The following is a 13995-nucleotide window of genomic DNA, read 5'->3' on the forward strand; positions in this document are numbered from 1 at the left end:
GAATTTCTATGTAACTACAATAACGGAGTATGTCGTATGCAAGAGTATCTGCAGTTTTACATCAATGGCGAGTGGGTTGACCCAGTCGTTCCCAAGCCCTTTGATGTCATCGATCCAGCACATGAAACCGTTTGTGCGCGAATTTCTCTGGGCTCTGAGGCCGACGTTGATCGTGCTGTGGCAGCAGCGAAAGCGGCGTTCGAGACCTACGGCTACAGTAGTCGTGAAGAGCGTATCGCCTTGCTCGAGCGCTGTATTGAGGTGTACCAGTCTCGCTACCAGGATATGGCAGAAGCTATCCGCACTGAAATGGGCGCGCCCAAAGGCCTGGCCGAAACCGCTCAGGCGCACACCGGTTTGGGTCACCTGCAGCAGGCTCTGGACGTGCTGCGTGATTATGAGTTTGAAGAAGATCTGGGGCAGCACCGCGTTATCAAAGAGCCCATTGGCGTTTGCGGCATGATTACCCCGTGGAATTGGCCGGTTAACCAGATCGCCTGCAAGGTTGCCCCGGCTTTGGCGGTGGGCTGCACCATCGTTCTCAAGCCCAGTGAGATTGCGCCACTGTCTGCACAGATTTGGGCGGAAATAATGCACGAGGCGGGCGTACCAGCGGGTGTGTTCAACATGGTCAATGGAGACGGCCCAACGGTTGGAGCCGCGCTGTCCAAGCACCCCGATGTAGATATGATGTCATTTACCGGTTCAACCCGGGCGGGCACGCAGGTTGCGATGAACGCAGCGCCAACGGTAAAGCGCGTAACACAGGAACTCGGCGGCAAGTCACCGAATATTGTTCTTGATGATGCGGATTTTCAGGAAGCCGTTTCTCGCGGCGTGATGAGCATGTTCGTCAACAGTGGACAGTCCTGCAACGCACCATCGCGGATGTTTGTGCCGGCGGCACGACTGGCTGAAGTGGAAGCAATTGCCAAAGGCGTTGCGGACGCGGTTGTCGTAGGCGATCCGGCAGACGCAAATACTCAGGTTGGCCCGGTGGTCTCTGAGGTACAGTTCAACAAAATCCAGGGATTGATTCAGGCTGGGATTGATGAAGGAGCGACCTTGGTGGCTGGCGGTGTTGGCCGCCCGGATGGTTTGACGGCCGGCTACTTCGTTAAGCCAACGGTATTCTCCGGTGTGACTAACGATATGACCATTGCCCGAGAAGAAATCTTTGGTCCGGTTCTTGCGATTCTCCCTTACGAGACTGAGGAAGAGGCGATTGCCATGGCCAACGATACGCCCTACGGATTAGCGGGCTACGTTCAAAGTGGTGACATTGAGCATGCTCGGAGCGTGGGGCGGCGCATTCGAGCTGGAAACATCCACATCAATGGTGCCTCCGGCGGCTATGAAGTGCCCTTCGGCGGCTATAAGCAGTCAGGAAATGGTCGTGAGTGGGGTGAGCATGGCTTCACGGATTATCTCGAAATCAAGGCCATGGAGGGCTTTGCGGCCTGATGGCTGACTTCATTCTTGCGATCGACCAGGGCACGACAGGTAGTACCGTCGCCCTGGTCGATTCGCAGGGTCAACTCTGTGCAAGCGTTAATGTCGAGTTCCCGCAGATTTTCCCCAAGCCTGGCTGGGTAGAACATGAGCCAGAGGCCATCTGGTCCTCTGTACAGAAGGCGCTGTCGCGCTTGCTGCGCAAAAAGCTCTGCAAGCCTTCCGACATTGCGGCCATCGGCATTACCAATCAGCGAGAGACCTCGGTAGTTTGGGATCGACGCAGCGGGGAGGTCTTGCACAACGCCATTGTCTGGCAATGCCGGCGTACCGCCGATTTTTGCGAGACTCTGCGGGCTAAGGGACATGAAGATTTAGTACGCGAGCGTAGCGGTTTGGTTCTGGATCCCTATTTTAGTGCCAGCAAATTCAGGTGGCTGTTGCGAGAAGTGCCCGCTGCGAAACGTGCGTTGAAGGCAGGTGCGCTCGCCGCGGGAACCGTGGATAGTTTTTTGCTCTGGCGCCTGACCTCGGGCGAGCAGCACGCTACCGATGTCAGCAACGCAGCTCGAACTTCCTTGATGAACCTCAAGAACCTGCGCTGGGATCCAGAGCTGTTGCGTCTGTTTGAGGTGCCAGAAGGCATACTCCCTGAGATACGCCCGAGCAGTGGTGTGCTGGGGCACACCCGGGGGGTGCGTGGTCTTCCCGACGGAATTCCTATTGCAGGGATTGCGGGAGATCAGCAAGCGGCACTCTTTGGCCAGGCTTGCTTCTCAGCGGGTGACGCAAAATGCACCTATGGCACCGGCTCATTTATCGTTATGAATACCGGCAGTGAGCGTATTCTCTCTAAATCCGGATTGTTAACCACAATCGGCTGGCAATTGGACAAGCAAGATCCGGTGTATGCGCTGGAGGGGGGCGCTTTTGTCTGCGGCGCAGCGGTACAGTGGTTGCGCGATGGATTGAAGCTCATCAAGCGTGCCCCTGATATTGAAGCCTTGGCTGCGAGTGTTCCAGATCATGGTGGGGTAGAGTTTGTTCCGGCACTGACGGGGCTTGGTGCGCCGCATTGGGCGCCGGATGCGCGGGGTTTGATTACCGGGATTACCCGAGGCAGTGACCGTGGTCATATTGCCCGGGCAACTCTCGATGCTATGGCCTTGCAGAACGTGGATATCCTGCGTTGTATGGAAGCGGACCTCGGTAAGCGTATGCGACCGTTGCGAGTTGATGGTGGCGCGGCGGCGAACGATCTCTTGATGCAGATTCAGGCCGACTATCTCGGCCGCAAGCTGGTACGTCCACGCATAACCGAGACAACTGTAGCCGGAGCGAGCTATCTCGCCGGAATCGGTGTGGGCTTGTGGAGTAATACGGCGCAGATTAAACGAATCTGGCAGCCGGAGCGGGAATTTAGTGTCGATATCTCGGCCGCGAAGCGTCGCCAAAGGATGCAGAGCTGGCAGGCCGCCGTCGATCAAACTCTGGTCAAGGCAATCCCGGATTAAAGCCAATCATCAAAGAAGCGAGTAGTGCGTGAGCGAATTTAATCAGCCCCTTTCCGGCAATGAAATGCCGCGCTTTGGTGGCATTGCGAGTATGTTCCGTCTTCCTGTGCAGTTGTCTGCAGAGGGGTTGGATGTTGCCATAGTTGGGGTGCCATTGGATTGCGGCACAAGCAACCGTGCGGGCTCGCGCTACGGTCCCCGGCAAATACGCGCAGAGTCAGTGTTGGTGCGTCCCTACGGCATGGCTACAAAAGCGGCGCCCTTTGATTCGTTTCAGGTTGCAGATACCGGTGACGTTGCTCTGAATACCTATAACCTCGAAAAATCCATAGGCATTATTGAGAGTCACTTTGACGGGGTCTTAGCCAGTGGCGCAAAAACATTGGCCATGGGCGGCGATCACACGATTACCTTGCCCATCCTGCGAGCGCAGGCAAAGGTTCACGGACCTCTGGCGGTGGTACATGTAGATGCACACGCGGACATGAATGACCACATGTTTGGTGAGTCGATTACCCACGGCACGATTTTTCGTCGCGCTATTGAAGAGGGGCTCATCGATCCGACGAAAATGGTTCAGATCGGACTCAGAGCGACAGGCTACGCAGCCGATGATTTTGACTGGGCGCGGCAAAGGGGTGTACGAGTCGTCTCGGCGGAAGAGTGCTGGTACAAATCCCTTGATCCACTGATGGCCGAAGTGCGAGAACAAATTGGCAGCGATCACCCGGTGTATTTAAGCTTTGATATTGATGGGCTCGATCCATCAGTTGCGCCGGGCACTGGAACTCCGGAACCGGCTGGCCTGATGACCTCTCAGAGTCTGGAGATTATTCGCGGCGCGTTCGGCACGAACCTTGTGGGTGCTGATCTCGTTGAGGTTTCACCGCCCTATGACACAAGCGGAAACACGGCCTTGTTGGCCGCGAACCTGATGTTCGAAATGCTATGTAGTTTCCCTGGTTGCCAGCGGCGGGACTGAGTCCCGCCATGGCGCTAAATAGCTCCGCTAAGTCCTCGTTTACAGGCCTCCCATAAGCATGTACTTGATTTCGACGTAGTCATCCATGCCATAGCGCGATCCCTCGCGTCCGGACCCCGATTCCTTGACACCACCAAAGGGCGCCATCTCGTTAGAAATAATGCCCTCATTAATCCCTACAATCCCGTATTCCAGCGCTTCCCCAACGCGCCAGACTCGCCCGATATCCCGAGTATAGAAGTAAGAAGCCAACCCAAATTCTGTGTCGTTTGCCATCGCGATGACTTCTTCTTCAGTGTCGAAGCGAATGATGGGGGCAACAGGGCCAAAAATTTCATTGCGGAACACGGCCATGGTGCTATCGACCTCGGTGAGTACCGTTGGCTGATAGAAACAGCCGCCTAATGCGTGCGGGGCACCGCCTAAGGCGACCTTGGCGCCACTGGCTACCGATGCCGCCACCAATTCGTGAACATCGCTCGCCGCTTTAGCGTTCACCAAGGGACCCAGCGCAACGCCATCCTGCATGCCGTCACCCACCGACAGTTCACCAGCTTTGGCTACCAGCTTATCGACAAAGGCGTCATAGACGCTGCTTTGTACAAAAATTCGATTGGAACAGACACAGGTTTGCCCCGCATTACGGTATTTGGAGATCATGGCTCCGGCTACCGCGGAATCCAGATCTGCATCGTCAAAGACAATGAATGGTGCATTACCCCCGAGCTCCATGGATGTTTTCTTCATCGTATCCGCGCACTGAGCTTCCAGCACTTTGCCGATGGGGGTTGATCCGGTGAAGGTCAGCTTTCGCACTATGGGGTTGGCTGTAAGTTCGCCGCCGATTTCTCTCGCAGAGCCGGCAACAACGTTCAGAACTCCGGCGGGAATACCGGCGCGTTGTGCGAGTTCTGCCAGGGCTAGCGCGCAAAGCGGCGTTTCACTCGCCGGTTTAATCACGATTGTGCATCCCGCTGCGAGAGCCGGGGCTGCTTTGCGCGTGATCATGGCAATGGGGAAGTTCCAGGGGGTGATCGCCGCTACGACTCCCACTGGTTGCTTTATACACACGATACGCTTGTCTTCGCCAGGACCCGGTATTACGTCTCCATAGAGGCGCTTGGCTTCTTCGCCAAACCACTCTACGTAGGCGGCACCGTAGGCAACCTCACCTCGAGACTCAGCCAGTGGCTTGCCCTGTTCGGCTGTCATGAGAATGGCGAGATCTTCCTGGTGGGACATTATTAACTCGAACCACTTGCGCAAAATTTGGGCGCGGGTTTTTGCGGGTAAGCGCTTCCAGCTATCCATAGCGCTGCCCGCCGCCTCTATGGCACGGCGAGTTTCCCCGGCGCCGACGCTGGCAATGCTGACTATCTCAGCACCCGTCGCCGGATTCAGGATGGGTAAAGTTTTGCCGTCATCTGCAGCGACCCATTGTCCGTTTATGTAGGCCTCAGTGCGCAGAAGGGACATGTCCGATAGCGGAAGTGTCATGCGTAACTCCTTTGTTGTTTCACGACTTCAGGTCGCGTACGTTACAAGGACCGGCGGCATTAGGAAACGTTGCACGGTCTTTATTTTTAGGCTTTCACGACACAGGGCGCAGGAGGCAGTAAGCATGACGGAGAAGGTCACGGGTATAGGCGGTTTGTTCTTTCGTGCGGACAGCTCAAAGGAGCTCGCCGTGTGGTACGAGAAGCATTTGGGCGTGTCTGTGGTTCCGAGCGATTATGAGCAGCAGCCCTGGATGCAGGAGTCAGGGCCTACGGTGTTCGCGCCATTTGACAAAGAAACAGACTATTTTGGTAATGCAAAAAAGGTCTGGATGATTAACTTCCGTGTCAGAGATCTCGACAAGATGGTGGCACAGTTAGGCGATGCGGGTGTGGAGGTGAAAGTGGATCCTCAGCTATATCCCAACGGACGCTTTGCCAGACTGTACGACCCCGAGGGGAATCCTATCGAGTTGTGGGAGCCGCAGTGATCTGTGGCGCTACTTTGGTCACTGTCGTGCGAACTTAAGCCCGACCCCTTTTATTTGGCTGCAGCTGGTGTTTGCGCACCAGGCCGCGAAGCTGATCATAACTTAAGCCCAGTGCCTCCGCCGTTCTTCGCTGATTGAGCGCGTGTTGCTCCAGAGAGGCAATAAGTAGTGTTTTTTCATAAGCATCGACACTGTCACGAAGGCCTTGTGGATTCTCTGGTTCGTTGGATGAGGTTCGAGGCGTCGTATGGGCGGGATGCACATCGTTATGGATGGTGGCTTGCCCGTCCTTCTGTGGATCCGGTGCTGTGGCTGACGGTGAATGAGCGTCGCTCCAGGGGCTTTTAAAGGGGTCGATTACCAGTGTCGCCACAGCCGTCTCCGGGGCGCCCCAACGGTGTAGGGAGCGTTCCACGACATTCTTCAGCTCGCGCACGTTGCCGGGCCAGTGATATTCCCGCAGTTGCAGCAGTGCGGCTGGGGCAAATCCCGGGAACTGATCCCAGGTCAACTCTGCGCTCATCTGTACCGCAAAATGGCGTGCCAGAAGCATGACGTCATCGTCACGATGACGTAGTGCAGGCATGTGGACGACATCGAAGCTTAAGCGGTCGAGCAGGTCGGCACGGAATGTCTGCGTATCAGCCATGGATCGCAGGTCGGCGTTGGTAGAGCCGATAACCCTGACGTCCACGCGGAGTGTTCGTTGGCCGCCAACGCGCTCGTATTCTCCGTATTCTATGAGCCTCAAAAGCTTTTCCTGAAGGCGCGGGGACATGGTCCCTATCTCGTCAAGGAGTAAAGTTCCGCCTTCAGCACGCTCAAAGCGCCCCACATGCAAGCGCGAGGCACCCGTGAATGCGCCTACCTCGTGTCCGAAAAGCTCGCTTTCGAGCAGTGTCTCGGCCATCGCTGCACAGTTAACCTTTATAAAAGGCGCGTCCCAGCGACTGGACAGGAAGTGAAGTCGCTCCGCTGCGAGTTCTTTTCCTGTGCCGCGTTCACCTAATACAAGCACCGGTCGCTGGATTGTCGCGAGCTGCGAGAGGTGGTCTAACGCTGTTGTTAAAGCATTAGACTCCCCGAGCATATTGTCAGGCTGTCGATTCATTGGTTGATAATACTAATTGTGTGGTGGAATTAACCAGTTTAATGGGTTTATTTCGCCTAATATTTTGTCATTGACTTAATAATACACATTAGGATTTTAAGTTAAATTACTGTTTTATAACTATTTAAGTTATTACTGGCCCGTTAATTGGATTGTTGTACATCAGTAAAACACAACAAGGAGTAACGCATGGAACCCGACCGCTTAACGATTTATCTCGCGTTAGCAGTGGTTGCTTGCGGGATCGCTGCAGTGACCGGACCGTCACCTGCACTGATCACCTTATTTCAGGTCGTACTTGTTGTCGAAGCCGTTAACTTGATCTCAGCTCCGGGGGATGTATCGCACTCCCGGGTCGACAACCCAAGCAACTCGCAAGGAGAGTAACCATGGGTATTTTTTCGCGAATGAGCGACATTATTAACTCGAACATCAGTGCATTGCTGGACCAGGCAGAGGATCCTGAAAAGCTGATTCGACTGATCATTCAGGAAATGGAAGATACGCTGGTAGAGGTTCGTAGCTCGTCGGCGAGAGTGCTTGCTGACCGTAAGGCTGCTACCCGGCGTGTGGAGCAATTACAGGTAGAAGCCGAGTCCTGGGAGCGCAAAGCCAAGCTTGCGATTAGTAAGGGGCGTGAGGACCTTGCCAGAGCCGCATTGCAGGAAAAGCGCGAGATCGAGGAAGAACTCGAAGCAGTCAGTACCGAGCTTGCAGCCACTGACGAGCATATTGCCCAGCTTAACGATGAAATAGGCAAGCTTCAGGCGAAGCTCAACGATGCTAAGGCCAAGAAAAAGGCATTGGTGATGCGTACGCAGACGGTAGAGTCGAGAATCAAGGTGAAGCGTCAGGTGAATCGCGATGCCCTTGATCAGGCCTTTGGTCGCTTTGAGCATTTTGAGCGGCGTATGGATAATCTCGAAAGTCAGCTTGAAGTCATGGATATTGGTAAGGATGTAGCGCCATCCCTGGCGGCTGAAATCAACGCTCTGGAGCAAGATGAGAAAATCACGGCAGAGTTGGATCGCTTGAAAGCAGAATTGGGTGGCGGCGAGTCGTCTAAGGACGCCTGAACCCATTCCGCTCCCCGGTGCAATAGTGCACGATGGGAGCATGATCTTCTGAGGCGGAGAGCCATAGATGGAACTTTACGAATTACTTTTCGTGCCCACTATCCTGTTTATGACGATTGTTGCCCCGACGTGGATAGTGCTGCACTACCGAAGTCTTAACCGATCGAGTCGTGGCTTGAATGAAGAGGATCGTGAGAACGTTGAACAGATTCTCGTCACTGTGGATCGTCTGACGGAGCGCATTGCGGCGCTGGAGTCGATCCTGGACTCTGATCACAGTGACTGGCGAGATCAGGAGAATCACAATAGTAGTACAAGGAGAAGCTCATGAGCGACTATTCGGATGAAAGCCACCATCGACGTCGCAGCCGTCGCGGGCGTCGTCGCGGCAGCGAGCAATTTCGTTATTACCAGGAGCGCAAGCGTCATGGGTGGGGGATGGGTCTGTACCGTAACCGCCGCGATGGCAAAATCTGCGGAGTAGCCGCGGGAATTGCGGATTACTGGGATGTTGCCGATTGGGTGGTACGTTTGGTGTTTATCGGCGCGTTTCTGTTTACCGGCACCCTGGCAATCTGGGCCTATGTCGCAGCTTGCCTGATGCTTAGCCCACGACCTGATGACCGCAGTGGTCGTCGGCGCAGACGCGAGGCTGAGCAAGCGTCATCAGCAGCAGCGGCATCTGCAAATGAGGAGGCCTTCGGTCCCGAGATGGAATATGACGAGCGCTTTCACGACTATCGCCCGAAGCGAATGTTTCGTTATAGCGATAGCGCAAGTATTCGTCTGGCGCGGGCCCGAGAGCGTCTGGATTCGGCACTTCGGCGGGTCGAGGACATGGAGACTTATGTGACATCCCGCCGCTATAAGCTCAACAAGGAGTTCTCGAAACTCTGAGTCCGCCATTGCGGCGGGGTTTGCCCCCGGGCCTCCTCGGAGTATCCTCTGCACCACGCGTAATTATGTAGCGATGAGCATCTGGGCTTGGCGCTGGGGAGGAGGTAGTGGGTGTGAGTCGTATGGCCATGTTCGGCGACGTAGTTATGCCCGGCACCGATGGTGTTGACCCGCATTACCTGCCACCACCTGCAGCCTGGTTGGCTCTCACCGAGCCCCAGCGCGTAGTGCTCGAGGTGGCCTCGCTGGCATCGGTGAGACGCCTCTTAGAAAATCTTGAGCCGGGAGACGGGCATCCGGTCATGGTGCTCCCGGGCTTTTTGGGATCTGACGCCTACAACGCTTCGCTGAGGCGTTTTCTCGCTGGTCTTGGCTACAAAGTCCATGGTTGGGGGCAGGGTCGCAACCTTGGGCCCCGGGGCAATGCTCTGGAGACCCTCATGGAGCGCGTCGCCATGCTCCGTGACCGGTACGGTGAGCCCCTATCGCTGGTAGGGCATAGTCTGGGAGGTATTTTTGCCCGGGAGCTCGCTCGGGAAGATCCGTCAACGGTTCGCCAGGTAATCACGTTGGGGAGTCCCTTCGGACGTGGGCGTCACAGTGCGTCGTACCCTGCGCGACTATTTGAGGCGCTGAATCCCACGGACGATTTGCCTGTAGCGCTGGACGACTTGCATCGAGCGCCGCCTGTTCCCACTACGGCTGTCTATTCCAAAGGAGATGGCATCGTTAATTGGCGAACGGCTTTTCAAAACCTCGATTTTGCTCACGCCAGCACTCAAAACATCCAAGTCCGCGGAAGCCATTGCGGGATGACCTTAAATCCCGCCGTCTGGTATTTGATCGCTGACCGCCTGCGACAATCCATAGACAATTGGAAGCCGTTTAGTGTGAGCGGAGTTGCCAGGGTGCTGGTGCCTAAGCACGGATGACGCGGCAACGCACAACTCCCCTGAACTCGTAGCCTGTTTTTCTATTTATGCGAAAGTACTTGTGCCTGTTGCTGAGCTTCCTTGTGCCCGTAAGTCTGACTATACCGAGTCAGCGATCAGCTGCGGAATCAGAGCCCGGCGAAGATAAGGGCTGGTTTTTTAGCGCAGACGTTCGGCTGCGCACCGAGTACCTCGCGCATTCTTTTCGGTTGTTGGCTCCACAGCAGGACCATCTGCAATTTTCTCGCAGCCAGCTGGGCCTGCGTTATCAGGCGTCTTCCTGGAGTGCTGAGTTTGAGGTCCAGGATAGCCGTGCCTGGGGAGATAAGACCCTTTCACCTATAGGTACCGATGACGTCAACACGCTGGAGACCATTAATGCAAAGTTTCGAAAGACCTGGCAAGTGAATTCAAGCTCCGCGGTGTCGCTTACTGCGGGACGAATGACACTTGATTACGGCAGTCGACGTTTGCTGGCACGCAACAATTTTCGCAATACCAGTAATGCGTTTCAGGGTGTGCATCTAAGACGTACGTCGGCCAACGCCACTACCGATTTGTTTTACACAATGCCTTTGCAGCGACGGCCTGATGCTCTGGACCGAGACTCTCTTCGAGGTAACGAGTTTAAGCTGGACAAGGCAGGTCGAGGAGAGCGTTTCTGGGGGGCGAGCTACGACTATCAATATCCCAAGGCCAACTCGACGCTGGCAGCTTATGTGTTTCGCAGTCAGCTCAGCGAACAGGGGAGCCGGCCGGTTGCTGACCGGAAGCTGTGGACGCTTGGCTCGCGTTTAAGCTGGCGACGCGCGGGACTGGATATGGAGGCGGAAGCGGCTTATCAGTGGGGCGAGTCATTGGCAGGAATTTTGGCCCCAAAGGCTGATCTACTGGATCATCGAGCCTGGTTTACACACATACACTTAGGAATAGACCTTGGTTCCGACGTAAACTTCAGCGTGGCTTATGACCACGCTACTGGCGATCGAGACCCTTTTGATGGACGCAATGAGCGGTTCGACCGTCTATATGGCGCTCGTGCGTTTGAGCTTGGGCCCAGCGGTATTTTCGGCGCCGCAATTCGCAGCAATATTCGATCCCCTCAGCTCCGTCTAAGCTGGCAGGCTACGCAGCGTCAAACATGGCTGCTCTCCCATCGCTGGTTGAGCCTGGATAGCTCCCGGGACTTCTTTGTGACTGGCTTTCGACGAGATACTACCGGAGTATCGGGTGATGATATCGGGCGTCAATGGGAATTGCGTTGGCGCTGGAAACCAGCTGATTCCCCGTATTCTCTGGAGCTAGGTGCTGCGTACCTGGATAAGGGAGCTTACTTTAAGGGGGAGGGGGGCGCTCCTTTGAATCCTCCCAACGTAGATAATACTGAATACGTGTTTGCGCAGCTGAACTGGCGCTACTAAAGTTTCGAATAGCCGTGTGTTGTTGCTCTTACGACGCGCCGTCGCGCGCCCCTGATATGGGGTTCATCTCTTCCTCGCCGGCGACATGTCGGATGATGCGGTAGTAGAGTCCAGCGGCGGAACCCTGGAGGAGGGCCTCGCGGAGCATCTCATCCGTGTCTACTGATTCTGCCGCTTCCAAGAGCCGTCCAAAGGTGCGTTTAAAATTGTCACTGTGCCGCGCGCGTATCTGGGTGCCATACAGCATATCTTTCAGGAATTCGTCATCATCGCTATTGCTGGCGGCTGCGCCGATCATGCGGCGTATAAACAGAGAGTGGTCGCCGGTACTCGCCTCAGAGCGCAAGGTGCCAAATTCCTCAAGCGATACCTCACCGTTGCCAGTGGGTCCAAAGACGGAGAGATAGTGAAAGCCGGCGATACTGCCTAACTGCTCCTGCACCAGGCCCAGTAACTTAAAGTAGGAATCGCGCCGGGAATGCAGCTCCAGACGACGGGTGCTTTGTTCTTGCATACTTGTGGCGCGGGTATTTGCGGTGATCTCTTTTTGCTGCATGAAATGCCCAATCACCAGCCATAAAAAGGCCAGGGGCGCGAAAGCACCCTCAAAAAAACTACCAATATCAGCGGTGGGCAGAGATTGAAATTCTGTCCAACCCACGACGCGGGTAACGTAGTAAATCCCGGTGCTCATCCAAAGCGTTGTGACTGTCAGTCCAAACAGGATGCGCCAGTCCAAGCCCCTTCTTTCTGTATGCTCATTGTCCATATGCGAAGCATAACAGAGGCTTTAGTGGGCTGTTGCATGTCCTGTGCTTCGACTACGCTAGGCACCGGTGAATTGTGGAGCTCCATGGTGGATCGGGTATTAGAAAAAATCGGTGGCCAAGGTGCGCCGTTGTTGTTTGCACACGCGAATGGTTATCCCCCGGGAAGTTATCGCGAGTTGTTTATGCACCTTGAAGACCATTTCGAGATAGACGCCTTAGAGCACCGCCCCCTGTGGGGTGGTCGGGAGCCGCCGCGCCGATTGAGGTGGCAGCTGTTTGTCGATGATTTGCTCAGTGCCATGGAGGGCCGGTATTCGCAGCCCGTTTGGTTAATGGGGCATAGCATGGGAGGCGTTATTGCTGCGCTCGCTGCCAGGCAGCGGCCGGAGAAAATTGCCGGACTGATTTTACTTGACCCTGTGTTTCTTCCCGACCGCTTTGTTATCGCCGCGCGGCTGATGTCGGAAAAGAAACGACAGCAAATGCCGATGCTGCGGCGAGCGCTCTCCCGGCCGGAACACTTTGAAAGCCATGCAGCTGCATTTGAGTTTTACCGTGGCAAGCGTGCGTTCAAAGGGCTCAGCGACGACGCTCTATCGCACTACGTGCTTGCCAGCAAAGCCCCCGCGCCTGGTGGAGGAGTGCAGCTTCGATATTCTGGCGCCTGGGAAGCCGCGGTGTATGGAAGCGCACCGAGTGCCCGGCCACTGATGAAGCGTATGCGGGTGCCTACACTGGCAATGCGTGGACAAGACAGTGACACTTTGAGACCCGAAATATGGGCGCGCTGGCAGCACTGGCAACCCCAGGCACGCTTTCTCGAGATTCCCGGAGGGCATTTGTTTCCTCTGGAGACACCACAAGCCACGGCCCATGCAGCAATAAAGTATGTTTTTGCCGATTAATTTCGGGCCGGCCCTTTCGCGGTAACAATCAGCCTCTATAATCTAGGGGACGACACGCGGAGAGATGATATGGGCAAAATTCTAATTGTTGCAGACAAAGGCAAGTCCTGCGTTGCTACTTCTCGAGGCTTGGAGCTGGCTGCAAAGCTTGGCTATGACGCAGAGGTGGTTGCCTTCGTATATGCACCGCTGAATCAAATCGAGGGGGGTAAGGACGCACAAGCTGCGGTGCGACAGCAGTTGCTTGATAAGCGTCGTGAACAGTTGGCTGAGCGCATCGACGCTTTCGCAACAGGCGGTCAAAAAGTTGCCTTAAAAGTCGTGTGGATGAAAATCGTGCATCCCTGGATTGTAAAACGTAGCAGCAGTCAGTTTGCCGCGGTTGTGAAGACCAGCCATAGCACGGGTAGTTTGGGATACACCTCTACAGATTGGCATGTTTTGCGGGAATGCCCGGTGCCGGTGCTGATGGTTGCGGAGAAAAAGTGGAGTCGCACGCGGCCCGTGATGGCGGCTTTGGATTTGGGTACGCGTAAGCGCAGTAAACAGCAGCTGAACTCTCGTGTGCTGGGTGCTGCCAAGGCTCTTGCAGAGGCTTTGGGTGTGGAGTTGAAGATCATGTCCGCCATCGACATACCGTCAGTGCTGGCAGATCTGGATCTTGTGGATCCTATTAGCTATACCAAAAAGCATCGCCAAGAAATGTTGCCGCACCTTAAGGCACTGGCCAAAGAGCACGACATACCTGAGAAGGCCTTCATCACCAAGCGGGGTCCGGTGGCTAAGGTTATAACGTCCCAGGCCGCCAAAGCGCGGGCACAGATAGTGGTCATGGGAACGGTCGCGCGTCAGGGGCTCAGCGCAAAATTGATCGGCAACACTGCAGAGACGGTACTTCAGGATCTCCACACAGACGTACTGGCAATAAAGCCCGAGTCCTGATTCGAC

The 13995-nt window shown here is 55.3% G+C and carries 15 protein-coding genes; 12 read left to right on the forward strand and 3 right to left on the reverse strand.

The features are described from left to right. The first annotated feature begins 36 nt into the window (after positions 1–36). The 3 genes from R0135_RS01950 to speB are packed head-to-tail and all read left to right on the forward strand — an operon-like array spanning position 37 to position 3948. Positions 37–1464 carry an aldehyde dehydrogenase family protein gene (locus R0135_RS01950; protein ID WP_407348584.1) on the forward strand — a complete coding sequence of 476 codons (1428 nt, stop codon included), beginning with the start codon at positions 37–39 and terminating at the stop codon, positions 1462–1464. Next, positions 1464–2966: a glycerol kinase GlpK gene (gene glpK / locus R0135_RS01955; protein WP_407348585.1), complete on the forward strand. Its 1503-nt coding sequence runs from the start codon at positions 1464–1466 to the stop codon at positions 2964–2966. The genes R0135_RS01950 and glpK overlap by 1 nt, the downstream gene beginning before the upstream one ends. Positions 2967–2994: 28 nt before the next feature. Then, positions 2995–3948: an agmatinase gene (gene speB / locus R0135_RS01960; protein WP_407348586.1), complete on the forward strand. Its 954-nt coding sequence runs from the start codon at positions 2995–2997 to the stop codon at positions 3946–3948. Between the two features lie 39 nt (positions 3949–3987). Here speB and R0135_RS01965 read toward each other — a convergent pair whose 3' ends face one another. Beyond that, entirely contained in the window at positions 3988–5445 is a 1458-nt protein-coding gene (locus R0135_RS01965) for an NAD-dependent succinate-semialdehyde dehydrogenase (protein WP_407348587.1), read from the reverse strand. Positions 5446–5569: 124 nt separating this feature from the next. Between R0135_RS01965 and R0135_RS01970 the strand changes: the two genes are divergently transcribed. Beyond that, positions 5570–5935 carry a VOC family protein gene (locus R0135_RS01970; RefSeq protein WP_407348588.1) on the forward strand — a complete coding sequence of 122 codons (366 nt, stop codon included), beginning with the start codon at positions 5570–5572 and terminating at the stop codon, positions 5933–5935. A gap of 34 nt (positions 5936–5969) precedes the next feature. Here the strand turns inward: R0135_RS01970 and pspF are convergent, their stop codons facing one another. Then, on the reverse strand, positions 5970–7046 hold the full coding sequence (gene pspF, locus R0135_RS01975; protein WP_407348589.1) for a phage shock protein operon transcriptional activator: 1077 nt from the start codon (positions 7044–7046) through the stop codon (positions 5970–5972). Positions 7047–7235: 189 nt separating this feature from the next. Between pspF and R0135_RS01980 the strand changes: the two genes are divergently transcribed. From R0135_RS01980 to R0135_RS02005, 6 genes are all read left to right on the forward strand, one after another. Next, entirely contained in the window at positions 7236–7433 is a 198-nt protein-coding gene (locus R0135_RS01980; protein ID WP_407348590.1) for a hypothetical protein, read from the forward strand. Positions 7434–7435: 2 nt separating this feature from the next. Beyond that, complete coding sequence (gene pspA, locus R0135_RS01985; RefSeq protein ID WP_407348591.1) at positions 7436–8122, forward strand: phage shock protein PspA; 687 nt, start codon at positions 7436–7438, stop codon at positions 8120–8122. 67 nt (positions 8123–8189) lie between these two features. After that, entirely contained in the window at positions 8190–8453 is a 264-nt protein-coding gene (gene pspB, locus R0135_RS01990; protein WP_407348592.1) for an envelope stress response membrane protein PspB, read from the forward strand. Continuing rightward, positions 8450–9019 carry a PspC domain-containing protein gene (locus R0135_RS01995; RefSeq protein ID WP_407348593.1) on the forward strand — a complete coding sequence of 190 codons (570 nt, stop codon included), beginning with the start codon at positions 8450–8452 and terminating at the stop codon, positions 9017–9019. Before pspB ends, R0135_RS01995 begins: the two co-directional genes overlap by 4 nt. 122 nt (positions 9020–9141) lie before the next feature. Beyond that, a complete protein-coding gene (locus R0135_RS02000; protein ID WP_407349861.1) occupies positions 9142–9951 on the forward strand; it encodes an esterase/lipase family protein in 810 nt (269 codons plus the stop codon). Positions 9952–10034: 83 nt separating this feature from the next. Beyond that, on the forward strand, positions 10035–11372 hold the full coding sequence (locus R0135_RS02005; protein WP_407348594.1) for an alginate export family protein: 1338 nt from the start codon (positions 10035–10037) through the stop codon (positions 11370–11372). A 28-nt stretch (positions 11373–11400) separates the two neighbouring features. Here R0135_RS02005 and R0135_RS02010 read toward each other — a convergent pair whose 3' ends face one another. Beyond that, a complete protein-coding gene (locus tag R0135_RS02010; RefSeq protein ID WP_407348595.1) occupies positions 11401–12111 on the reverse strand; it encodes a hypothetical protein in 711 nt (236 codons plus the stop codon). A 66-nt stretch (positions 12112–12177) separates the two neighbouring features. On the opposite strand from R0135_RS02010, the gene R0135_RS02015 reads away from it, so the two are divergent. Together R0135_RS02015 and R0135_RS02020 are read left to right on the forward strand one after the other, a co-directional pair. After that, a complete protein-coding gene (locus R0135_RS02015; protein WP_407348596.1) occupies positions 12178–13047 on the forward strand; it encodes an alpha/beta fold hydrolase in 870 nt (289 codons plus the stop codon). Between the two features lie 69 nt (positions 13048–13116). Further along, positions 13117–13989, forward strand: coding sequence for a universal stress protein (locus R0135_RS02020; protein WP_407348597.1), 873 nt, complete (start codon positions 13117–13119; stop codon positions 13987–13989). Positions 13990–13995: the final 6 nt, after the last annotated feature.

Source organism: Congregibacter variabilis (genome assembly GCF_045689235.1).
GTDB lineage: Bacteria > Pseudomonadota > Gammaproteobacteria > Pseudomonadales > Halieaceae > Congregibacter > Congregibacter variabilis.